General features: G+C 44.5%; 16 protein-coding genes and 2 pseudogenes. 5 read left to right on the top strand and 13 right to left on the bottom strand.

From position 1 onward, the window contains the following. Positions 1-6: 6 nt before the first annotated feature. The 7 genes from RH949_RS15640 to pipX all read right to left on the bottom strand — a co-directional run bounded on the left by RH949_RS15640 (position 7) and on the right by pipX (position 7,190). Positions 7-1,677: an ArnT family glycosyltransferase gene (locus RH949_RS15640; RefSeq protein WP_446354342.1), complete on the bottom strand. Its 1,671-nt coding sequence runs from the start codon at positions 1,675-1,677 to the stop codon at positions 7-9. A 7-nt stretch (positions 1,678-1,684) separates the two neighbouring features. After that, positions 1,685-3,295, bottom strand: a complete 1,611-nt coding sequence (locus tag RH949_RS15635; RefSeq protein ID WP_446354340.1) for a glycosyltransferase family 39 protein — start codon at positions 3,293-3,295, stop codon at positions 1,685-1,687. 41 nt (positions 3,296-3,336) lie between these two features. After that, positions 3,337-4,296 carry a glycosyltransferase family 2 protein gene (locus RH949_RS15630; protein WP_446354338.1) on the bottom strand — a complete coding sequence of 320 codons (960 nt, stop codon included), beginning with the start codon at positions 4,294-4,296 and terminating at the stop codon, positions 3,337-3,339. 95 nt (positions 4,297-4,391) lie between these two features. After that, the gene (proC, locus tag RH949_RS15625) at positions 4,392-5,216 is read right to left on the bottom strand and encodes a pyrroline-5-carboxylate reductase (RefSeq protein WP_446354336.1); all 825 of its coding nucleotides are present in this window, start codon (positions 5,214-5,216) and stop codon (positions 4,392-4,394) included. 51 nt (positions 5,217-5,267) lie between these two features. Next, on the bottom strand, positions 5,268-5,852 hold the full coding sequence (locus RH949_RS15620) for a cell division protein SepF (RefSeq protein WP_006103375.1): 585 nt from the start codon (positions 5,850-5,852) through the stop codon (positions 5,268-5,270). Between the two features lie 336 nt (positions 5,853-6,188). Then, positions 6,189-6,860 carry a YggS family pyridoxal phosphate-dependent enzyme gene (locus RH949_RS15615; protein ID WP_446354334.1) on the bottom strand — a complete coding sequence of 224 codons (672 nt, stop codon included), beginning with the start codon at positions 6,858-6,860 and terminating at the stop codon, positions 6,189-6,191. 66 nt (positions 6,861-6,926) lie between these two features. Next, on the bottom strand, positions 6,927-7,190 hold the full coding sequence (pipX, locus tag RH949_RS15610) for a transcriptional coactivator PipX (protein WP_006103405.1): 264 nt from the start codon (positions 7,188-7,190) through the stop codon (positions 6,927-6,929). A gap of 476 nt (positions 7,191-7,666) precedes the next feature. Between pipX and RH949_RS15605 the strand changes: the two genes are divergently transcribed. Next, positions 7,667-8,140, top strand: coding sequence for a molybdenum cofactor biosynthesis protein MoaE (locus tag RH949_RS15605; protein ID WP_006103379.1), 474 nt, complete (start codon positions 7,667-7,669; stop codon positions 8,138-8,140). A 178-nt stretch (positions 8,141-8,318) separates the two neighbouring features. On the opposite strand, the gene RH949_RS15600 is transcribed toward RH949_RS15605, so the two are convergent. Beyond that, a complete protein-coding gene (locus tag RH949_RS15600) occupies positions 8,319-9,233 on the bottom strand; it encodes a hypothetical protein (RefSeq protein ID WP_446354331.1) in 915 nt (304 codons plus the stop codon). Further along, positions 9,233-9,817, bottom strand: coding sequence for a hypothetical protein (locus RH949_RS15595; RefSeq protein WP_446354329.1), 585 nt, complete (start codon positions 9,815-9,817; stop codon positions 9,233-9,235). Before RH949_RS15595 ends, RH949_RS15600 begins: the two co-directional genes overlap by 1 nt. 612 nt (positions 9,818-10,429) lie before the next feature. Between RH949_RS15595 and RH949_RS15590 the strand changes: the two are divergent. Further along, positions 10,430-11,162: pseudogene (locus tag RH949_RS15590) on the top strand (ISKra4 family transposase); the annotation flags it as partial. Positions 11,163-11,573: 411 nt separating this feature from the next. On the opposite strand, the pseudogene RH949_RS15585 reads toward RH949_RS15590, so the two are convergent. After that, a pseudogene (locus RH949_RS15585) lies at positions 11,574-12,446 on the bottom strand (N-6 DNA methylase); the annotation flags it as partial. Between the two features lie 118 nt (positions 12,447-12,564). Between RH949_RS15585 and RH949_RS15580 the strand changes: the two are divergent. The 3 genes from RH949_RS15580 (at position 12,565) to RH949_RS15570 (ending at position 15,978) form a co-directional block, all read left to right on the top strand. Next, positions 12,565-12,831: a hypothetical protein gene (locus RH949_RS15580; protein ID WP_446354378.1), complete on the top strand. Its 267-nt coding sequence runs from the start codon at positions 12,565-12,567 to the stop codon at positions 12,829-12,831. Between the two features lie 368 nt (positions 12,832-13,199). Then, complete coding sequence (sir, locus tag RH949_RS15575; RefSeq protein ID WP_446354327.1) at positions 13,200-15,104, top strand: sulfite reductase, ferredoxin dependent; 1,905 nt, start codon at positions 13,200-13,202, stop codon at positions 15,102-15,104. Positions 15,105-15,366: 262 nt separating this feature from the next. After that, positions 15,367-15,978, top strand: coding sequence for a LysE family translocator (locus RH949_RS15570; protein ID WP_006103463.1), 612 nt, complete (start codon positions 15,367-15,369; stop codon positions 15,976-15,978). Between the two features lie 412 nt (positions 15,979-16,390). Here RH949_RS15570 and RH949_RS15565 read toward each other — a convergent pair whose 3' ends face one another. The 3 genes from RH949_RS15565 to RH949_RS15555 all read right to left on the bottom strand — a co-directional run bounded on the left by RH949_RS15565 (position 16,391) and on the right by RH949_RS15555 (position 21,881). Next, the gene (locus RH949_RS15565; protein WP_446354325.1) at positions 16,391-17,584 is read right to left on the bottom strand and encodes a helix-turn-helix domain-containing protein; all 1,194 of its coding nucleotides are present in this window, start codon (positions 17,582-17,584) and stop codon (positions 16,391-16,393) included. A 97-nt stretch (positions 17,585-17,681) separates the two neighbouring features. Beyond that, on the bottom strand, positions 17,682-20,237 hold the full coding sequence (locus RH949_RS15560; protein ID WP_446354323.1) for a HEAT repeat domain-containing protein: 2,556 nt from the start codon (positions 20,235-20,237) through the stop codon (positions 17,682-17,684). A gap of 153 nt (positions 20,238-20,390) precedes the next feature. After that, the gene (locus tag RH949_RS15555; RefSeq protein WP_446354321.1) at positions 20,391-21,881 is read right to left on the bottom strand and encodes a hypothetical protein; all 1,491 of its coding nucleotides are present in this window, start codon (positions 21,879-21,881) and stop codon (positions 20,391-20,393) included. Positions 21,882-22,765 lie beyond the last annotated feature (884 nt).

Genomic DNA, 22,765 nt, shown 5'->3' with positions numbered 1-22,765 from the left:
ATAGTCTTAATTTTCTATCTTGTAAACAGTGACTAACCAGGGATAGAATTGCTGGGCAACCATAGGATAATTAACCAGTGAATGTTGCTCAGAATAGAGAATGCTGGATTGCTCTTGCAGATTACGAGTCTCAATCATGTAAGCGTAATAGCCACTATCGAGAATAGCATCCAAGGGTTGGCGGGGAAAACTGGGATCAACGCTAACTTTCTGAGGCTTGCGACCTGTGCGTCGCAGATAAATTTCACGCTGTTCAAAGGGAAACTGATCAATGTTGAGATCCTCTAAGCGTTTGCCAGAAAGTACGGCGGCACGCCAGCGAATAGCCAATAAATTATATTGATCAGTATTGAATCCGAGTAGCAGAACAGGTTGATTTAGGTCAACCTCTTGCAGTCCGAACTCCTGCATTTCGGCATAGACGGGTAACCCTTCAAACACTTTTATCAATCGAGCGTGTAGCTGTAAAGCAGGTTCTATGGCACAAACAATCAGTAAAGCCCAAATCAATCCGATTGTACCGACAACGAAGGGGCGAGTCTGTGTTCTATGACCAAGCCATTGCAATACCTTGACGAGTCCAAGTCCAGCCAGCATCCAGATTACAGGTGCGATAACCAGTATATGTCGTTGAGAGTTGGTCGTTGAAATCCCGAGTACGACGGTTGCAGCCAAAACAGACCAAACCCCAATCCGCACCGGTAGATGTTTCCAATAGCGAACAGCGCCGATGACGGCGAAGGTGAGGGAAAGAAGTCCGACTGGCTTTTTGGTTGAGTATTCGTTAAGCCAGACAATAGGATAGTAGAGAAAATTCTCGACCGACCAAACGTCCACGTAGCTGGGGTGATTGGTAAAGAACATCCACATTGTTGCTCGATCCGTGACCAGAATCCATAAAAGCAAGACAGCGGCGTAGATACCCAGGACTACAGTTGTTTCTAGCCAGACTTGACGACCCAATTTCCCAGGTTTGGTGGCGGTGACTAAGGCGGCGAGTAGTCCAGGTATGTAGAATAAGCCAAAGGAGTATTTGGTTAACACAATTGCCATGACTACGAAAGCCGCGATCGCAATCCCGATCAGGCGTGAACGTTGGTGGCGGATTTGATCAATCTGATCCCCAATCAGTATTAGCAGAACGGCTAGCATCGCACCCGTCATTTCCAGCATACAAAGGACGGCATTGGTGACAAAAATCGGGCTGGTAATAGCGAGGGCGATCGCGAAAATAGCACCTGTCCAGGGAAACCATTGATCGGCTGGGTTCACGGCGTCTTCTTGTCGTTGAGCAATCCTCCAGGTGAGCCAGCCTAAGCCAAACACTGTAAGTGCGAAGAGTAATACTGATGGTATACGACTGGAGACAACACTAGCTCCAGCCAACAGGTATGCGATCGCAACGAATAAGGAGTTGATAAATGGGTAGAAGGACTGGCTGGTAATCGCTTGGAACAAGTCTCCTAAATTAAGCCTAATTAGGCTATGGTAAACTTGCCAACCATCAACCGCGTGTTCAGCTTCATCGCTATCGAAGGGAATCGTTGTCGTCGCCACTGTATGAGCCAAAACTATCAGTAGAGTCAGCGATGCAATGACTGTGATTACACTGACAAAGACTACAGCAGCATGAATCTGTGCTGTTTTGCGGTTAGCATGAGTAAAAGGTAAATTCATGGTTTAGTTAATAATTTTCCTCTCCAATCTTTAATTTCCATAGAGTCGTTTGAGTTGTATTAACCGGGGTTGTTTGCCGTTTCCATTTCCAGGTTTTGTCTATTTTATAGTTGGGATTTTCTTCAAGTAAATAGTCCAATGCTGCTTTAGACTGGTACACGAATACATTACTGAAACCCTTGCCTACAGAATTAACCTCTTGCAGCGGGCGAATATCTTGCAGAACAACATGGGGAGCCAGTGAATGACTGAGAGTACGGATATCGAACCATGTTGCTATAACCAGGGGCTGGTCTGTTGGATTAACAATCTTAGCCACCTCAGTATGATAGTATTCTCGACCTTTCGTCCACCATGTATCTGATTGGGATATGAGGGCGCAAGAAAAAACTCCACTTGAAACGATAACAACTATAATTAGCTGCCATAGCTTCTGTTGCCAATTATTAACATTTACACCCGGATTAATTTTACTAGAAATTAGGTAAGCAACTGCTATCTGAATACCCAAAGAAGACGGGATAAAATATCGCAGCGGAGTCGAGCGTCTTCCTCCCCCTAATAAGTCCGGTAGTATTAAAAATAACGCGGGGACTGCGATTAATAGACAGACAAACAGCCAAACCCGCTTGGGTGTGTGATTACATAAAAAGTAAATAGCGTATAAGACGAGAATGGATGTCAGGGCATAAATCCATAATTTCCCATAAACAAAACTATCATTTAAATCGACAAAAATGTGACTAATATTCACCAGCCAACTTTGAACTAAAGATGGCAGTGGTGTAGGTGTTTTGCTCCAGCCTGGAGATGGATTTTCGACTTGTGAATCAGCGATCATCACCCCAATCCAAGGGAGAAAAAGTAAGCACCCTGCCAAAGATGCCAGCAAGTAAGCGATCAGCGTTTTACTAAATCGGAAGCTTTCATGGACAACCACGTAGATGCCATGTCCAATCGCAACGATTACAGAAATCAGATGCGTATAGAATCCCAGTGCCAGAGTTACCGCATAAACTCCCCAGTTCAGTTTACTGTGGAGACGCATGGCTCGCAGCAATGCCCAGCTTGATAATAATATAGTCACTGTCCAGAGGCTGTACTGCCGTGCTTCTTGGGCATAGAGTATCTGAAGGGGAGAAATCGCCAGAAGTCCGATGGCAACCCATCCAATTAATGACGACTCAAATAGTTCCCAACACAGTAAATATATGCAAGGCATTGCCACCACGCTAATAACAGCCGACAAACTTCTGGGTGTAGTCACGATATTTTGAAATAACTGCATCCAAAATCGCGCCATCAAGTAATAGATGGGTGGATGTTCGCCATGTTTCACAAAAGCATTTATGGCATCCATTAAGCCTCTTTTTGGACTGGGACGTTGATAGTCTTGGATTTCGACTACCTTCATTTCCTCGCCTTGTAAAACTATTGCCTGAAAATCTTCATCGGTATAACCAGAAATTCGTTGTGATGTGAGGCTTTCATCACCCCAATAGGGTTTTTGTTCCAGGTTTGCAAATCGAAAGAATATACCGAGAACTAATAATACAATAATTAAGAGATGCCAAGGATTTTTAGATAACCTAACGTTATAGTTATGCTTTTTGGGCATACTCAATTTAAATGTTTGTTGAGTCTAGAGTGTTGACAAAATTAACGGATTTGGGATCTAGAGTGATCAGGGAAACCACCCACTTCTGCTAGGGTGTAAAGGGGTCTGGCTTTGACCTCTTCATAAATTCGTCCAATATATTCGCCTAATATGCCAATACTGATGAGCTGAACTGATCCCAGAAAGAAAATCGCGATCGCGATCGTGGCAAATCCTGTTAAGGGAGAATTAGGTGAGGCTAAACGCCAGTATAGGACTAACACTGACATGAATAGAGCTAACGCCGCCGACAGTAATCCGAGATAGGTGGATAATCGTAACGGTACTTTAGAGAACGAGACTAAACTGTTCACGGCTAACCCTAGGGATTTCCGAAAGGTGTACTTTACATCCCCAGCAAAACGGGGATCACGTTCAAACCGAATGGCAGTCTGCCGAAAACCCACCCACGATCGCAAGCCTCGAATGTAGCGGTTTTGTTCAGGCATGGCATTGAGCAAATCTACAACTTGCCGATCCATTAAACAAAAATCACCCGTATCTGTGGGAATATCCACCTCGGCTAGAGACTTGAGTAAACGATAAAATACATAAGCGGTGAAGCGCTTAAACACACTTTCGTTTCGGCGTTTAATGCGCTGAGCATACACCACTTGATAACCTTGCCGCCATTTTTCCACCATATCTGGAATTAACTCCGGTGGATCTTGCAAATCCGCATCTAGGACAACAATAACCTGACCTCGGGCAAAATTCAGACCTGCCGTTACCGCCATCTGATGCCCAAAGTTACGTGCCAAACTCAGATAACAGACTCGCTTGTCTTGCTGGTGCAGTTCTCGGATAATCTGTAACGAGCGATCGCGACTGCCATCATTAATTAAAATGAATTCTACAAGCCCATCCATGCGATCGGCTACAGCGCTGATCCGACGATACATTTCCTGGAGGGTTTCTTCTTCGTTATAGATGGGAATAATCCAAGAATACTTTGGCAGCATCGTCTATAGAATAAATGATGGATGACGTAGCTTGCTTCTCAAGGGAGCGAGTATGACTAAGGACGATTCCCACCGTTAACTTTAATTGTCCCCACCTACTTACCCAGTTGTTGAGAGCGCCGATAAGCGGCTTTTACAGCTTCTATCAGCGCCGAACGGAAACCAGAACGCTCTAATTCAGCCACTCCCGCAATTGTAGTGCCACCTGGACTCGTCACTTGGTCTTTAAGCTGAGCGGGATGGAGTTGTTTATCCTGTAACAGTTGTGCTGTTCCCAATACCGTAGACAGAGCTAATTTAGACGCGATCGCTCTGGGGAGTCCGGCAGCTACACCCCCGTCGGCTAAGGCTTCAATCATCACTGCCACGTAAGCCGGTCCCGATCCCGATAACCCAGTAACAGCATCCATTAAGGATTCCGACACCTCCACCACTTCACCCACTGCACCCAAAAGGGTTTTTGCTTGTTCTAAATGGTTAGCCGTGACGCTTTTTCCGGGTGCGATCGCGGTTATTCCTGCTCCCACCGTGGCTGGGGTATTGGGCATCGCCCGAATGACTGGCTGATGCTCAAATACGGCTTCGAGTTCCGTTAACGACACACCCGCTAAAATCGAAATCACCACTGGCAGGTTTTCGGAAGCTGGGGAATGATTGTCATCGTTTGACACCAAGCCACTCGCTACCACCTTAAACACTTGAGGTTTAATTGCCAAGAGTAAAACTTCGCCAGCTTCCGCCGCCACGCCGTTATCCGAGGTTACATTAACCCCATAGCGCTGGCTTAAATCCTCTCGTCGCTGGGCTTGGGGATCACTAACCAGCACCTGATCAGGGCGATAAACTTGCTGTGCGATCAGGCGGGATAAGATCGCTTCTCCCATTACCCCGCCGCCGATTATGCCAAGTTTGATAGACACCCACCCTTCCTTTAGTGAACGGACATTCGCTTTTCGACAATCTCAATTGAATTACTGAGCCATACGTTCCGGCTCAGACGTCCAACTGGGAGGAGGCGCTGAACGTGACGCACGAGTTTGTTCAGCAACTTCGTGAATGACACCCGATTGAGTGCTTACTTGTACACAGCTTGGTGTAAACAGGAAAATACTCTCACCAATACGCTCTTGATGACCGTCGATCGCATAGGTTCCGCCGGCGACAAAATCCACTGCCCGTTGAGCTTGATCCGGGTCCATCATGGTTAAATTTAAAACCACAGACTTGCGCTCTCTCAGGGCTTGAATCACCTGGGGCATTTCTTCAAACGAACGCGGCTCAATCACGGCGACTTCCGAAATCCCGTTAACCGCTCCCGGCATACCAATCACATTGTTCATATTTACCGCTCCCATTCCTGAATCCGATCCTACAACGGGACGTTCCCGAACCCGACGTCGAGGAGGACGTTCTTCCTCCGCAGGCGCTGGCATAGGTGGTTCTTGCTGATATAGATTTTGATACGTCTCTCCATCCACGTCCTCGTATTCATACTCATATTCGGGATCATTGGGACCGACCACAAAATCTCGCAGCTTGTTAAAAATATTGTTCATTGGATCTACTCTCCATCACAACTTTAGGGTTTGTCGGGAAACGCTAAAATCGACCCTCGTTGAGGTATCAGTCTTTAACTCTTGCGGGTTGAGACCAAAACCTCAAGCAAACGGCTAGCTTACCCCGCGATCGCCTAACATTTCCTACCACCGGAGCTTGTCAAAAGTAAGCCCTTAGTATACACCCGCTTCTAATCAAACGGGTAGTTCTATGCCCATAACGGTGAAAACACTCAGGGATTACTTACAAGACAATACTTATCATAAGAGTTATTTTGGCACTATACAGCAGTTGCTTACTCATGATGCTAATTAATAACTCCATTCCTCACCGACTTAATCCCCGCGTTCACCAAAAATAATTCGCCCGAGTCGTACCATCGTTGCCCCCGCTTGGATGGCTAGGGCGTAATCCTCTGACATTCCCATAGAAAGCTGATGCATTCGCAAATTCGACCAATTTTGCTGTCCAATTTCATTCGCCAGATCCCGAGTCCGCTCAAAGACACCCAGAGTTTCCTGGCGGGACAATCCCAAGGGGGGAATCGTCATTAACCCCTGAATTTGCAACGCCTTACACTGATCCAGTTCAGGTAAAGCCTCTAGCAATTCCGGTATCGTCCAACCATATTTATGGGGATCAGGCATAATTTTGACTTGGAGACAGATTTGGGGACTGACAGCCAACTCACAAGCTAATTGATTCAGTCGCTGGGCTAACTTGAGGCTGTCACAGGAATGAATCCACTGAAATTGAGTTAAAGCTTTTTTTGCCTTATTGCTTTGAAGATGTCCGATCAAATGCCAGGTAATGTCAGGCAAATCTTGCAGTTCATCCTGTTTAGCCGCCGCTTCTTGAACTTGGCTCTCGCCAAAATCTCGCACGCCAGCTTGATAGGCTTCGCGCATCGCCTCTACCGATACTCGTTTAGTCACAGCAATTAACCGCACGTCGGGCGGTAGCTGTTGGCGAATCTGAGCAATACGTTCTGTAATTGAGCCTGTCATGATGTGAGATGAGCAATAAGGGAGTCACGAGAGAGGGTGAATCATCCAAAAATCTACCGCTACTGCTCATTGGAATGTTTGCTTATGAATTTTCTGAAGCTGCTCAAAATCTTTGGATGCACCCATACGACGGAGAATGCGGAGACGATTTTCCACTAAATGGCGAGCATCTGAACGACTAATCGGTTCAAACGCCAAACCATTCGAGCCTGTCGTCACCAAAAAAAATAGACGCTGGGCGTAAAGGGTAGTGAACAGTTCCTGGTTGTCTTCAACCATGCAAACGCGAAAAAGTAAACCAAAGGTTGGATGATTTAGATAGGTTTCCATTAAAACCCTGCAATAGACCTGTTAGACAACAGATTGGACATAAGAGAATAAGTATGGGAAGAGATGCCGTATAGGTTAGTCATTGTTAAACACAATTATCAATAGGTCAGCAAGAGATCAGCTAAATTAGTTTACAGCGTTATTATTGATTGCCCCAAACTTACCACAGCCCTTCAGAGTGCTACTATCCTCAAAAGGTTATATCATGCTTAGCATCGCTTAAGGCATCCTCTGGTCATCGTAATTTCGAGTGAAACTCCTCCCTCAGCAGATCCTTTGCCAGCTCAGGATACTGCTAGTCATTAACTGAGGGGTCTGACCCCTCCCCTTTCCCCCTCCCCGAACCTCTCCCGACGCCTCTCCTACAAGGGGAGGGAAGAGGAATTGTTTAATTAGAGCCTATCGCAGCAATATTGGAATCTCCCTGCACCTGTGCGCTAAAAAGAAAATATTCTCCATCTACCCGCAAAATCGCCATGTCTATAGCCTCTCCCAAAAAACCACAAACTAATGATAGCTTCGCCATAACCTTTGCTCCCCTATCCCTCGCCGATGTCTATACCCTCGCCGATGATCCTGCCAATGGTGCTGTCGTCGTCATGAGTGGCACTGTGCGTAACCAAACCGAAGGCAAACCCGTTGTGTCACTGGAATATCAAGCCTACGAACCCATGGCATTGCGTGTCTTTGCCACCATTGCCCAAGACATTCGAGGGAAGTGGGCTGACGTCAATCGTGTCGTCATTCACCATCGCATCGGACGCCTACAAATTGGTGAAATTAGCGTCTTGGTTGCCGTCGGCTGTCCCCATCGTTCCGAAGCCTTCGCTGCCTGTAAATATGCCATTGATACTTTAAAACATAACGCTCCCATCTGGAAAAAAGAACATTGGGCAGATGGTGCCAGCACCTGGGTGAGTATTGGCGCTTGTGAGCAAATGAATCAGTAGGTTTCAAGACTGATTCATTGACAAAAACAAAGAGCTTGTGATAATAGAGCAACAGCTTATGGCAATTTGTCTGTTGGCTTCACTCTTGTTAAATCAGGCTAACCCCAAAACCGTTGTCGAACAGCCCGAAGTAGGTTCAGGTGAGTAAAGGAGAGCGATCGCGCCCTTAACGGGGGAACTAATGCGGTCTGTCATTCAAAATTTTTTCGAGCCATTCCCGCTTTACCTGATGACCACGTTCCATTTTGTAAACTTCAAACCTTGCATAAGCTAAGGCTGCTGACGAATATTCAGAGTCTCGATCAATAAGCCGTAAGAGTTCTGTTAGTCTACCTATATAAAGTTTTTTCATTGTACGATCTGTTATTTTTGAATATAAAATTTCCATATCTTGTATCAACGAACGAATTCTTGTAGCCAAACTTTTGCGCTCACGGACGAATTCTTGGTGATGAAGATGATAGATATGAATAGAAATCTCCGCTCTTTTATGCTCTCTTGTACCCGGAGGTTGTGCAGGAGTAGGCTGACCATTAGGGCGAAAAGTGAGTAGCTTCCAGTCCTCTGGGTCGATTGGATCAAGAAGATCAACGTCTTCCATTTCAAAATCGTCTCCTTCTTGCCTAGCTCTGAAAGTTCCAGAAACAGGAAAGTGATCCCACTTTCCTCCCTCTGTACTGTTTGCTGTACCAACACGACGCTGATTGCACCATTGACAAGAGTAGCGATAGTTACGCCAATCAAATGCAAGCCACCAATAGCCTTCGTGGTCAGGATCTTCACGCACTCGATTTTTAGGACGAAAGTGATCAACATCCTTATTAGAACCTGGATTTAAGCTCTCTGAATACCAACATTTGCTCTTACGGAGTTTCGCTAAACAAGGAGCTAAATCCCGCCAAATTTGTTTGCGTGACCCCTTATCTAATCCTTCCGAAATTGCCTGCCTTCTTGCGACACGAATGTCTTTGCCAGTGGAGCGAGCTTCTTGTTCCGCACGTTCTATTTCTTGTCGTAGCTCATTAAGAGCTTTATCAGCTCGTACCTGCCATCCATCGGGAAGCTCTAATTGATCGATATCAACCCAGCGCATTAGTTAGCGACCTCTGCCTGCAATTCGGCTAAGACTTCTTCGAGAATTTCACCAGCAATCTGATCAACCTCTTCTCGTTGATCTGGACTGAGGAATCGAGTACCACTCATCAAGTCACTGTATCTACGACTCCAGGCACGGATAAAAGCTGCATAGTATGGATCACTGAAAGCCTTTTGAAATCCCGCATCTTCTAAACGTTTGTTGACTTCTTCAAGTTCTCTAGCTTCCTCTGGAGTTAGAGAATCTTCCTTAGCAACTAGACGCACCTTTGTATCTAGGTCAGCAAGTGTTTCCTCATCCAGATCACTCCGCATCCCAAACATCTCACTCGTAAGGATGCCAGTGAATCCAAGTCCGCGCGGATTAACAGTTGGCTGATCCCATTTACAAGCACCTGTTTGCCAATCCCGTTTCAGAAGGTGAATTTGCTCTTTAAATAGGCTTGCGATGACCAAAGGATCATGAGTTGACATGAGAATTTGGCTTGTTTGTTGTTCTTCCGACTCACCCGAATTCTCGCTCATTACACGAGTGAGGAGTTTCAGGTAATCTACGCTCCAATGGGGATTTAGAGGGAGCATCCCATTTTGGCAAATAGGCGGGAAGAGTATTTTTTTTAATTCGCGATTGTTAATCGCGAATTAAAATGATGATGTTGGCTCTCGTTGTGTGACCGAATTGGGGATGGGGAAGAGGATGAATCCTGAAGGGGTGACAAGCTCGCGTCAAAGGTAGGCAGGGTGTGGGGTATAGGGTGTGGGGTATGGGGTGTGGGGTGTGGGGAAAATATTAGAGAAAAACAAAAGCCCAAAAGAGGAGATAGGGTAAGGAGTGAGCGCTCTTTCTGGCGAGCCAACGCCGTCAACTGGAAGGACTTCAGGGTCAAAATGAATAAACAATAGAGTTTTTGGAGACTCCCTGAGTAAAGTTTGACGCCCTCGCGGAGTCGAAGCGTCAATTTTTCCCTACACCCTACACCCTACACCCAGTAGTACCCTCAAGTCCCTTGTCACCCCCTCAGGGATGAATCGCTCTCCACCTTGATTGAGCAGGGATTCCAGCCACTCTCGTGCCTATTACCAGTGAAGAGCGATCGCGAAGACTTACAACAGATAAGATAGCAATCCCAAATAGGTTGTGGCAATTTTAAAACTGTGAGCCTTGCTATACTTAGGTTTCAAGTTTTTCACCTTCAAAATGCCGAGAGTGACTTATATCTGTTAACGGGGCTAAAAGTTGGTCACTCAACTCAGCATCGAAAAGTGAACCAAATTGAATTACCACTTCCTGATCTAAAACAAGGGTTATCTGAGATAAGTGTTGATGGCGGAAAAATTCGCTTGAGGACGGAAGACAAAGGAGAACCGAGTTTTTGGCAAGAATATAAAACAGCTCGCTACCTACGGGATTTATTACGGAGCTTTCTTTCAAGATAATCTATCTTTAACGGATTGGATAAATAGTCAAACATTAACCTCACCCTTGTACTGCTTAGGGGATGGACATGATGGGATATGGAACATATTTGCTGAAATTGGGGAGAATAAGGATAGAATCGAAATTTTAGACTGGTATCACCTGACCGAAAACCTACATAAAATAGAAACAAAAAAATCTATCAAAGACCAGTTAGAAGCTGACCTGTGGACGGGACAGGCATCCGAGGCGATAAAGTTGTTGAAGTCAGCTCAAATTCTAGGAGGAAACAATTTTATTGGCTATCTGAACAAGCACCGTCAAAGGTTAATCAATTATCAATCTTATCAACAAGAGCAAATTTGTTCAATTGGCAGCGGAGCGGTGGAATCAGCCGTCAAACAAATCAGCCATCGTGTTAAAATAACTGGCGCCCAGTGGCTCAAAAAGAACGTGGCTAACATTTTACAACTTCGTTGTGCTTATTTAAACGGTCAACTGGCTATTTAATACCAATTCTCCTAATTATTAAGCGCATCTTTACAGAGAATTGATATAAGGACTTGAAATACCGTCCATTTTTGATAGATTCGCGAGTTAGAATGGCGAATATATCGTCATGGAGATAAAAAAATGGGCAGAAGGGTTTCCAGGAAGTCACAACAAGATAAGCTGGAAAGAATAACTCGTTAGTTAAGTAAATATAAGCATTTAGGCAAGGCTGGAAGTGAAGCCCATGTCGCTTCTGTGATGTCTGTCGCCAGAAGAACGATAGTGTCCGAATTACAAAAAACCATTGATTCTCTTAAAAATAGCTTACTAGATATTTCTTTTGACTCTGAGCAAGAAGATATCTAAATATTTAGGTTGAGCAATTATTCGCGATCATAAATCGCGAATAGCTTTTCTCTCTTTTCCAAAATGGGATGCTCCCCAAAATTGTTTATTGCTGGTGGGAAACTCAAAATCTGAACGGTTGGGTAAGCCTCCACCTTTTTTGCTACCAAATGGCGGATTGGTGAGAATCAGCGTCGCTGGCGGTAAGGCTTGTCCATCCGGTGAAAGCGTATCACCATAATGTATGCCTGCACCTTGGGGAGCAGAATCTAGCCCATGGAGGATCAAATTCATTAATGCCAGACGATGGGTGTCTTGGACATGCTCCATGCCATAAAAAGTATTGCCGTGATATTTGTTGTTTTGTTTGTTAGTCCAACTATTCGGATTACTATGTTCTCGGATATAGCGATTGGCAGCGATTAAGAATCCACCTGTACCCGCCGCAGGGTCTTGAATAATATCATCCAGGGTAGGACGCATCACACGCACCATACTGTCAATGAGTGGACGGGGAGTAAAATACTGCCCAGCCCCAGCCTTCTTTTCATTCGCGTTTTTCTCTAACAACCCTTCGTAGATATCACCCAGTCCTTCTCGCTTGGCACTGTACCAGTCAAGCTTGTCAATCTCAGTGACTAGGGTGGAAAGTGTCGTGTCCTTTTTAATAGAAGAATGGGCATCGGTAAAAATTTCTTTAACCAACGTAGAGCCGTGACTGCCTAAATAGCTCAACAGCCCCTTATAGAATTCCAAGGGCTTCTCTGTTTGTCCCTCTAGATCATCCCAGCGATAACCCTCCGGAAGTTGACGCTCGGTGCTGGTTTCCTTTGCCATCTTCAGAAACAGCAGGTACGTCAGTTCGATCACGTACTGATGGTAGGTTACTCCGTCGTCTTTGAGGATATTGCAGAGATTCCAGAGTTTGGCAACAATATCATGGGTAGCAGTACTCATAAGTAAAAATTATACACCTTACACGTCATCGTGCAAAAGCCCATCATCGCAGATCGGGCGAAAAATTAGCGCCAAATATTCGGATAAAATCAAAAATCAAGAATTACAACGTTGTCCTATGAGCCATGCTTGTTGTGGACCCGGTTACGCTTCCCCTGAAGCGGCAATGAAAGCAGACCGGGAAACGGTTCTCTATACCATCGCCCTCTATACGGGTACGGGAATTTATCTAATTGTTTGTGGGTTTTGGGGGAGCAATAAGACCCACGCCATAATTTTTAATTGGGCGTTGGGATACACTGGACTCCCCCAACCTCAATGTGGTAAATTGACATTGACTTCGATACATCTGCTCACAAAGCTAGTTGAAATTGCTGCACCGTGAGTTGAGTAACGAATTCGATAACAACAACCAACGCAAATCAAACTAACTAGTACCGCTGGGCTAGCGGGAATGGAAACTGCCTGTGCAGACGGTCTACCGGGGACTGAAATGTACTCGTCTCAGTCTAGGTAAGTGTCGAAATCCCCTGAGCTTCGACAGGCTCAGCTACCGCGTAGCCGAAGGGGAAAAAGCAGGAAATCCAAGTTGTGAAGCTTGGAAGCCCACACTAGAATCTTTGATTTGGTGTGGGAGGATGTCACATCAAAGTCGCGCCCACACTTATTAAACAGGTATTAGGATCAGAATATTCAACGTAATCCCCATAGAGTTACGGTAATATAGCTGATCCGTTCGGACTTATAGCATCCATGGTTGTATCTCAGAATCCCTCTGTACAGAAAACGTCTAAACTTGAAGGCATAAAAGAACGCAGTAACTGCTTACGCGAACCCGTAGCCAGTGAGTTGCTGGAAGACACCACCCATTTCAGTGGTGATGCCGTACAAATTCTTAAATTTCATGGTTCCTACCAGCAAGATAACCGCGATAACCGGGTTAAAGGGCAAGAAAAAGACTATCAGTTCATGCTGCGAACCCGTTCTCCCGGCGGGTTTATCCCCCCCCAACTCTATCTGACGCTGGATCAACTCTCTGATGAGTACGGGAACCATACGATGCGAGTCACCACTCGCCAAGGGTTTCAGCTTCACGGCATTCTCAAAAAGAACTTAAAGGCAACAATTGCCGCCATTGTTCGCAATATGGGTTCAACCCTGGGCGCTTGCGGGGACTTAAACCGCAACGTTATGGCACCTCCTGCGCCGTTCAAGACTCGTCCAGAGTACCAGTATGCTTGGGAGTATGCCGATAAAATTGCCGATTTATTAACCCCTCAGACGGGCGCTTATTATGAAATTTGGCTGGATGGGGAAAAGGCAATTAGTGCTGAAGAAGCCCCAGAGGTGAAAGCGGCGCGTCAGCGTAATGGCAATGGTACGATATTCGCGGATAAAGAAGAACCGATTTACGGGGAACATTATATGCCCCGTAAGTTTAAGTGTAGTGTTACCGTTCCTGGCGATAACTCTGTTGATCTCTACACCCAAGACGTCAGCTTAGTGGTGATGATGAATCAGCAGGGAGAATTAGAAGGATTCAATGTTCTCGCGGGTGGTGGTTTAGGGCGCACCCATAATAAGGAAGAAACCTTTGCCCGTATGGCTGATCCGATTGGTTATGTGGACAAAGATGATATCTTCGACTTGATCAAAGCGATTGTGGCAACTCAGCGAGACTATGGCGATCGCGTAAATCGTCGTCATGCCCGAATGAAGTACCTGATCAATGATTGGGGCGTTGATAAGTTCCGTGCTAAGGTTGAAGACTACTTTGGTAAGCCTATCGCCCCCTACAAACCTCTCCCTGCCTTTAAATACAAAGACTATCTGGGATGGAATGAGCAAGGAGACGGTAAGTTATTTTTAGGCATTTCCATTGAGAATGGGCGAGTTAAAGATGAGGGGAACTTCCAGCTAAAGACAGCTTTACGGGAAATTGTCAAGCAATTTGACTTACCGATGCGGATGACACCCAATCACAATGCCATTCTTTATGAGATTGAAAAGGACCAGCAGCAACCCATCGAACAGATTCTCAACCAACACGGAGTTCAAATTACCCCAGAAGGAATCGAACCCCTAGTTCGCTATTCCATGGCTTGTCCCGCCCTACCCACCTGTGGGTTAGCGATTACTGAATCAGAACGGGCAATTCCAGGGATTACCGAACGAATTCGGGCGCTGTTGGACAAGCTGGGATTAAAGGATGACCATTTTGTCATCCGGATGACGGGATGTCCCAATGGATGTGCCAGACCTTACATGGCAGAATTAGGATTTGTGGGCAGTGCGCCTGGGAAATATCAAATGTGGTTAGGCGGTTCACCGGATCAAACCCGGTTAGCACGAGCCTATATCGAAAAACTGCCGATTGAAGAACTTGAATCCTTCCTCGAACCCATGTTCATGCAATTCAAGCAACAGCGCGAACCTGGGGAAAGTTTCGGTGATTTTTGCGATCGCGTGGGATTTGATGCGATTCGGGAGTATTCGGCTAATTACGAATTCCCCAAACCCACCAAGAAAACCCGACATCGGATTTCCCTCAACGATGACCTTTACAGCCGTCTCAAAGACGCCGCCGCCAGTCAAGGTAAACCGATTAGCCATCTGGCTGCTGACGCGATCGAGGCGTTTCTCAATCAGTCATCTTAAATCAGGCTTAACTGATTAAGATTGATTGGGTAGGGGCACGATAGTATCGTGCCCTTTATCAAATACCGTACTCCCATTGCGCCTTCACATTTTTGGGTTTCGTATCTCAACCCAACCGACTGGCGTGACACACCTTATTTGATGAATTAGATTCGGCTTGTAGTAAGGGAACCTTGGTGCCTATATTCTGCCCTAGTAACAGGCGTTAACCCAACCTACAACCTATCCCCCAATTAACGATTTAATTGTTATGCAAAGCAGTATGACCTTTAGCACCATTGTTGCATTATTCAGTGCAATGGTTGTTCTGGCTTCTATTCCCAGTGTCAGTGTATTAACTGTTTCCACCCGATCCGCTACGTCTGGATTTATTCATGGTGTTTTCACAACCCTAGGAATAGTCGTCGGTGACATCATTTTCATTCTCATCGCCATTTGGGGTTTATCACTGCTGGCAGCAAAAATGGGAGGTTTATTTTTCCTGATTAAGTACCTGGGTGGTGCTTATCTTGTCTGGTTAGGTATAGGGTTATGTCGGGCAAAATTGAATAAGGTGGAGACAGCAGCCGTTATGGAATCTTCTTGGCTGTCTAGTTTTATCGCCGGATTATCTATTACATTAGCTGATCAAAAAGCAACTTTATTTTATCTGGGGTTTTTCCCAGCTTTTATTGATCTGTCCCAAATCTCTTATCTTGATACTATCATTATTATCGCGATTACTATCGTAGCTGTAGGCGGTGTCAAACTCGGTTATGCATTCATGGCGGATCAAGCGAGATTACTGATCAGTTCGAGAATAAGAAAAGGAATCAATATGATTGCCGGCTGTATAATGATTGCTGTTGGCGTGTTTTTGATGATCAAACCTTAATTGACCTTTATCGAATAATTATGTTAGCTTGAACAAGCTGTAATGCATTTAAATGGGTGTTAGTAGTGAGTTGAATTGGGTATTAGTAGCGATTTGAATTGGGTGTTAGTAGTGAGTTGAATTGGGTATTAGTAGCGATTTGAATTGGGTGTTAGTAGCGATTTGAATTGGGTGTTAGTAGCGATTTGAATTGGGTATTAGTAGCGATTTGAATTGGGTGTTAGTAGCGATTTGAATTGGGTATTAGTAGCGATTTGAATTGGGTGTTAGTAGCGATTTGAATTGGGTATTAGTAGCGAGCAAGATGCAAAGCCTACGGCATGGCTTCGCTTAACGCACTACAAGGACTCACAATTTTTGACATTATGGTTTAAATGCCGAACAGCTTAACTGTGAATTCATCTCATCCTCCTTAACGTCTCTCGCGTACCACCCATTCCTCAAACAGTTTCGCGCCCATCCTGTATCGCTCATCATCTACCTGGTGAATCACACCTGTTCCCGTCAAAACTTCCAGCGCATCCGCAACTTGTCCAAAACTAAATTGTGCTTGTTCTGCTAATGTTTCAGCCGTTCCCTCTCGCTGCTGAATAAGGGTACGATAAACGGTTTGTTCTACCTGACTAAAACCATAAGATCGTTGATCTTCATCCCACCAAGCGGAAAAATCGCGGTCATGTTTTCGTTGTTGATGCAACATAAAACTCTCAGTCGAACGGGATTTTCCCATCTGATAATCATCGAAAATTTCATTAATGAGTTGTTGAGTGAGATAGGGATGATATCCCGCCCAGTCTAGAATCGTATTAACTCCCGATTCTGTGAGAGGAACATCTTCATTTTGACTGCGTTGAACAATCAGCGATCGCGTGTCGGATTCGGTTAATGTCCCTAACCATTCTACATCGGCAATATTCAGCAGCGGAGAACCGACTCGTTGCTGATAATCTTTTAAGTCACGATAGCCAGAGAAACAGAATCCTAAGAAAGGGTTGATAGCGGTGTCGGTGTCTTTTAATCCCCGCAGATAACTCCAAGCATCATTTGCCCAATCTTGGCGGACAATAATTTCTGCGCCATCTAAGAGGAAGCAAATGCCTTCAAGTTTGTGCTTTTGTAGGTGTTTAATGATTTTCAATAAATCTTGGCGGAAGTCTTCGTGAATTAAACGCCGTTCTTGATGGGGATTGGTAACATTTAATTTAAATCCAGATATGCCAATTTCGCCGCCAGAGAACTGTCTGATTAAGCGGCGATAGGTTCGTCTCAAGCTTAATCGAGACTCGGCGTTGGGTGATTGGGTTTGCTTTTGGATAAGCGCTTCTTGTAATCGTAAAATTAGCAAATATCGTAAGTTATCTAGACTTTCGGGTTGTTCTTGTTGTAAGTTAAAAAGAACGGGAAAAGCGCGGCTATTTTGGTTGAAAAGCGTCCATTGAATAGCATTCAACGTGCTAGTTTTACCTAAACGGCGTCCACCGAGAATGATTCTCACTTGAAAAGGCGATCGCATGACGTTGGCGAGGAGTTTCTGACGTCCAAAAAAGTAGTCGGGTTTCGAGATAGCGAGTCTAAAATTATCAAAGGGGCGATTGTTATTCGTCATTTGTCATTTGTCATTCGTCATTTGTTAGCTAAAACGACAACATACTCATCATAAACCTTCTGCCTGGTTGGTGAGCTTGTCGAACCACTGCCTTTTGCTATAGCTGCCATTGTTGCATCTGTTCGGGTTTCATGTGCATCCGTAGCCAGCGTGATAGAAGGGGAACCTGTAACTGATAGTAATCCTTGTCCGCGATCGCGTCTCGATGGATTAATCCTACGGCTTCTAGCCAGAGTAGGGCGTCTAGACATTGGCTTTCGGTGAATTCGGGGTTGAGTCGAGTGAACAAGGCTTCCTCGGTTATCTGTGGCTGAGTCTCTTGATTACAGGTGAGGAGTTTCAGCAGCGCGATCGCACAGGTAAAATTACGCTTGTCTAAGTCTGCCCAAATATTTTGTCCAAAGTAGTCTTTGAGCACACCAGAATAGGTAAAGGGTTTATTCAGATAGCGTTGGGCGGCGGATAAGTTAATTTCGCCCTTATTTTCCGGGGCGACTTTTTTACAGAGTAAACTTGCCAATTGTCTGGCAATAAAGGGATGTCCGCCACTTTCTCGATGGATGGCGATTTGAGTAGCTTGATCAAAGGTTACACCCATTAGTTCACCAATATCCGTCAACATTCGGGTTGTCTCCGATTGGGAAAAGGGAGAGACAAAGTATTCTTTGAAAAAGCTAAACACTGGATTGGTGGGTACATCCGGTTGTTGCCATTGATTAATCCGATTACAGTCCGCATGGACATCAGCCACCAGTAAGGAGAGTTGGCGCTGTTCCTGACTTAATACCCGCAGCACCCCGAAACAAGCATTAAATTCTTCGGTTCGTTCTTTAGGGTCAGTTTTTGTGGGAAGAATGCGTTCAATTTCATCTAAAAAGCAAAGAATCGGTAGATGATATCCGGCGGCTTGGAGTAAGGGGGATAAGGTGTTGATGCGCTGGGTGAATTCAGAGATTAAATCTGAGGCGGGGCTATCTTGTGGAAAGGGTTTAAAGTTTGTAGTGAGCGCTTTAGCGCTTCTGGCAGAGTTTGTAGTGAGCGCTTTAGCGCTTCTGGCAGAGTTTGTAGTGAGCGCTTTAGCGCTTCTGGCACTAAAGTGCCTACTACGAACCCAATTGAATTTCGTATCCTTTGATTGAGGATGGTGTTCATTCACTAATTTGCTCAGTTGTTGTAGGATTTGATTGAGTAATTCAGCCCCATAACGCTGTTTTCCGCCATAGCGTTGCAGGTCAATATGAACAACAGGATGCTGGCGCATGGCAAAACTTAATTGTAGGAGAATGGAGGTTTTGCCAGATTTGCGTAAGCCAAAAAGTCCAATCCCTTGGTTACGACGAAGTTCTTCTTCCAGACGATTAAGAAGTTCGACACGACCAAAAAACGAGAGAGTATCGCCAATAGCATTCCGATCATCAAACAAGTCAGCACCGGGTAAATAGCGGTCTGTATATTGGGCTAAAAGTCCAGAAGCTGTGCTACTATCTAATAGCGCCTGTTCTATCGCCGCAAACGGAATCGGAATCAGGATAAAATGGTCGCGTAGTCTAACTTCCGCCATCCGCATTCGGAAAAGGGTATCTGGTGGTTCTTGATACAACAGGATACCCGCTTTTTGGTGAGAATTTCCCGTTAATTGGCTAGATTGTTTGACTAACTCCGTTACGTCTTCGGCAACAGGTTGGTCAAGGGTTAGCATGATTGGTAAAGGCGTATAAGATTTTAGTCTACCTGGAATTGAGATAAGTTTGAGACAACGTTTTCCTTGACGGCTGGTGGTTGCACCTGTGTGTTGGAAGAATTGCTGGACTTGTGAGCGAAAGTAATCAAATCTTTCTTTCTGTTCTCTAGATTGGACAAGGACTCGACTGAACCGCAAGATTAAGTCAGGGCGACGCCAGATAATTATACCACCGATGATTGATAGAGAGACAAGGGTGATAAAGATTACATTCAAGACTTGAGAGCGAATGCGATCGCGTCGTTCAGCGTTCAGAATAGTTAGAGAGTCTCGTATTGTCTCAATGTCTTCCTGTTTAAACCCTGCTTGAACTGGATTGATGTTCTCCTCAATAGCTTGGAAAGAAGTGATACGATTTTGAGCCTGTTCTAAATTAGAGATAGCTTGCACTAAATCAGATGTGGATAGACGCTCTACCTTATCTGTGCGGTTTTCAGCAATTTTCGCGATAGCAGACGCTGCATTAGTGTGAATGAGTTCATGCTCACTTTGTAAGGCTTCAGTCAGACTGGGAAAAGCCAGTGAACTCATTTGACTTAGAGCAAAAGTCGCACTATATCGAGCCGATGCGTTTTCATGTTTAAGAGTTTCGATTAAGCTGGGAATAGCAGGTGAACCAATCTTGATTAAGGCAAAGGTTGCTCTGAGGCGAACCACTTCATCTTGCTCAGTTTTTAGGGCGGTAATTAACGCTGGAATAGCAGGTTCTGAACCCATTTCCCCCAAAGCTGAAGCCGCTTGACTACGCTTGCGCCAATCGTCATCGTTTTTTAATTGTTCTATATAGGAGGACGTCTCTTTATCAACAGATTCTTGTCCCAATCCCTGACTCACACTCAGCAGCGGGAATGAAAGGCTGATACAGCCAATTATGATGAAAGTAAAACCATTTCGTTTAGCTTGTGTAAGCATAGCATCGATTCAAGTTCGTTCGTAGTTGCGCTTTAGCGCTATCCGTTCCGCTTAATTCGAATGTCACTGACTTAAGCTGGGTTCGTAGTAGGCACTTTAGTGCCAGAAGCGCTAAAGCGCTTACTACAAACTCTAAAGTCAGTGCCATTCCGCTTAATTCAGTGATTCATCATAATCAGGAATTCGCCGAGTGCTGTAAGTAAGAGGAAGTGCCGAATTATTTTCTATTCTTTCGGTTAACCATTCAGGTTGCTCACTGAGGGAAATTGACATTGTACCATCAGGAGACACTTGATAAACCCATTCAACACCAGGACAAATCTCAGACTCCATATTCGGGACTGACTGGGGCCATTTTCCAGCTTTGGCAGCTAGTGCTTTGACCTGTAGTATTTTTTGAGTTAATTCTAAGTCAAGCATATACTGGGCTGGTTTGCGAAGTTGATTGAACAAGTCTAGTGCTATTATCTGACCGGGAATGTTCCACCAGGCTGGAGTTGTATCACTTGTTGCTGATGTTTCTGAATCCAGCAAACATATATTGTGTTGCTTAGATTCTGCTAGACGTTTCATTTGTCTATTGTACGTATCAATTGCAGAAAAGCGACGATAAGGTCTTAAGATAGGAAGTTTTACTAAGTTCAATAACAACTCTGCATTCCTTGATAAATTTTCAAGTGGATATAAATGTAAATTTTGCATATAATTGAATCCATAGACAAATTCTGCTTCTAAAGAATTTGACAATGATTGATGGTAGTCATGTTCCAGCAAGCGCTGCTGCCACTCGACGGGAATATATTCAAGCTTTCTGATTACACCTGTATTATATCTACCCATAATTAAGACAACCAATTGACTAATAAGATAATAGTCGTTACGAAGTGATTGATTGAATCTCCAGGATACCTCTAGCATTTCTTCGACTTGTTTAAACTGACCACGGCTATTTTTTTCTAAGACATCCAGTAAAATTACCTTTTGTAAATTAACTAAATTCAAAGAACTGGGCAAAAGAAACGTATAATCACCCTCCACTATTGAAGTCATATCTCTCTCCCACTGCGGAACTTCATTATTCAAGATATGCTGACGAATAGCTTCTAGATTTTCCCGATTATTCATTAAATATTGCCTTATTTTATCGGATATTGGAGCAACATTATCATTAGGTGTGCTGATTTGAGCATCCAAATAATCTCCTAGTTCTTCCCGAATTTCTTCAAAAGCTTGTCGGTCACTTTCAGAAATAGTAAAATCGGGATGAGACAGGGTATAGGCGTCGATAGGAAACTCAGGCGTCCCCCCTCCAGATATTCCCAATTTTGCCATCAAAGCTCGCAATTTCAAAGCCGAATCGTTCGGTTCAGTATCCGGAAACCGTTTAACAAATTCGTCGATATCCTGTTCAATGTCCTTTTCCTGTTGAGATGCGAGGAAATTACCACCAATCATCCAAATCGCTAATAAGACACTTACACTCGGTACGAACCAGCGAAGTGACTTGAGGAGAAAAATTAAACTAGGAACTGACCACTGTCTTAATTTAGTTGATGACATACAAATAACTCTGAACAGTCCTTGTTCTATACTTTTGGTTCCCGGAATAGGAGTAAATAAAATTTTAACGATTTTTTCTCGCATAGTTTTATTTCTCTGTGCATCTGTAATATTAAGCTGTCATGCATTTAAATTGGGTATTAGTAGCGAGCAAGATGCAAAGCCTACGGCATGGCTTCGCTAAAGCCTGCGGCATGGCTTCGCTAAACGCACTACGGCAAGGATTGCGCCATTATTGATATTAAGGTTTAAATGCCGAACAGCTTAACGCATCTACACCACGTATCGTGGCAAAGGTGCGTTACGCTACGCTTTCCCCACCCTACACATAGAACACTTAGAGGCTTTGCGTAAGTCCTAACTTAATCATACCTATTTTAATTTCTGTTTAATACACTAAATGACTTTTTTGTCAAATTAGTCCCTTTGCGAGTTATGACAATTGGGTCATGTAATATATTTGTATTGTCTCAATTTTTTCGACCATAGAGGGGGTAAAATCACGCATTTTCAAGGCGTTTAAGCGATGTAGTTAAAAAAAATGCTACAAGAAACACCCAATACAACATTACTGTAACAACATACTACACACTCAAACCCCCGTCAACTCAGGATTTGCCAGTGACTTTTTCTGCCCGCCCTAAATCCGATTGTCTTGAGAATATTAAAACTAAAACCTAAAAATTAAAAGTTTTCCTTATTCAACCAGGCTTAATCAGCACCACGCTTGGCTGAAAGTCAAGACAGCGCCACCACAAGCTAAGTTATCGGGGATTGGTGGAATTATGCGATCGCGTCTCTCTTGGCTTGATGGTGATGGGGCTATACAGGAGGTCTTTGTGGTAAAATTCAAAAATATTCTATCCCTAGTGCAAGAAAGCAGAAATAACTGAACAGCTAATATCTCCCCCCGCTTCCCCTGCTCCCTCTGCTCCCCCTGCTTCATCGTATCTACGAAGCTGCTCAAG

This window comes from Coleofasciculus sp. A1-SPW-01 (assembly GCF_040217205.1).
Classification (GTDB): Bacteria; Cyanobacteriota; Cyanobacteriia; order Cyanobacteriales; family Coleofasciculaceae; genus Coleofasciculus; species Coleofasciculus chthonoplastes_A.
This window is presented reverse-complemented; position numbering and strand designations above follow the sequence as displayed.

Bases quoted from the DNA above. Each gene is read 5' to 3' on its own strand.
- RH949_RS15600 (WP_446354331.1), bottom strand. From the start codon at position 9,233: ATGCGCTGGGTTGATATCGATCAATTAGAGCTTCCCGATGGATGGCAG.
- RH949_RS15605 (WP_006103379.1), top strand. From the start codon at position 7,667: ATGTCTATAGCCTCTCCCAAAAAACCACAAACTAATGATAGCTTCGCC.
- sir (WP_446354327.1), top strand. From the start codon at position 13,200: ATGGTTGTATCTCAGAATCCCTCTGTACAGAAAACGTCTAAACTTGAA.
- RH949_RS15565 (WP_446354325.1), bottom strand. From the start codon at position 17,584: ATGACGAATAACAATCGCCCCTTTGATAATTTTAGACTCGCTATCTCG.
- pipX (WP_006103405.1), bottom strand. From the start codon at position 7,190: ATGGAAACCTATCTAAATCATCCAACCTTTGGTTTACTTTTTCGCGTT.
- RH949_RS15555 (WP_446354321.1), bottom strand. From the start codon at position 21,881: ATGCGAGAAAAAATCGTTAAAATTTTATTTACTCCTATTCCGGGAACC.
- RH949_RS15580 (WP_446354378.1), top strand. From the start codon at position 12,565: ATGAGCCATGCTTGTTGTGGACCCGGTTACGCTTCCCCTGAAGCGGCA.
- RH949_RS15615 (WP_446354334.1), bottom strand. From the start codon at position 6,860: ATGACAGGCTCAATTACAGAACGTATTGCTCAGATTCGCCAACAGCTA.
- RH949_RS15620 (WP_006103375.1), bottom strand. From the start codon at position 5,852: ATGAACAATATTTTTAACAAGCTGCGAGATTTTGTGGTCGGTCCCAAT.
- RH949_RS15595 (WP_446354329.1), bottom strand. From the start codon at position 9,817: ATGCTCCCTCTAAATCCCCATTGGAGCGTAGATTACCTGAAACTCCTC.
- RH949_RS15630 (WP_446354338.1), bottom strand. From the start codon at position 4,296: ATGCTGCCAAAGTATTCTTGGATTATTCCCATCTATAACGAAGAAGAA.
- RH949_RS15570 (WP_006103463.1), top strand. From the start codon at position 15,367: ATGACCTTTAGCACCATTGTTGCATTATTCAGTGCAATGGTTGTTCTG.
- RH949_RS15635 (WP_446354340.1), bottom strand. From the start codon at position 3,295: ATGCCCAAAAAGCATAACTATAACGTTAGGTTATCTAAAAATCCTTGG.
- RH949_RS15640 (WP_446354342.1), bottom strand. From the start codon at position 1,677: ATGAATTTACCTTTTACTCATGCTAACCGCAAAACAGCACAGATTCAT.
- RH949_RS15560 (WP_446354323.1), bottom strand. From the start codon at position 20,237: ATGCTTACACAAGCTAAACGAAATGGTTTTACTTTCATCATAATTGGC.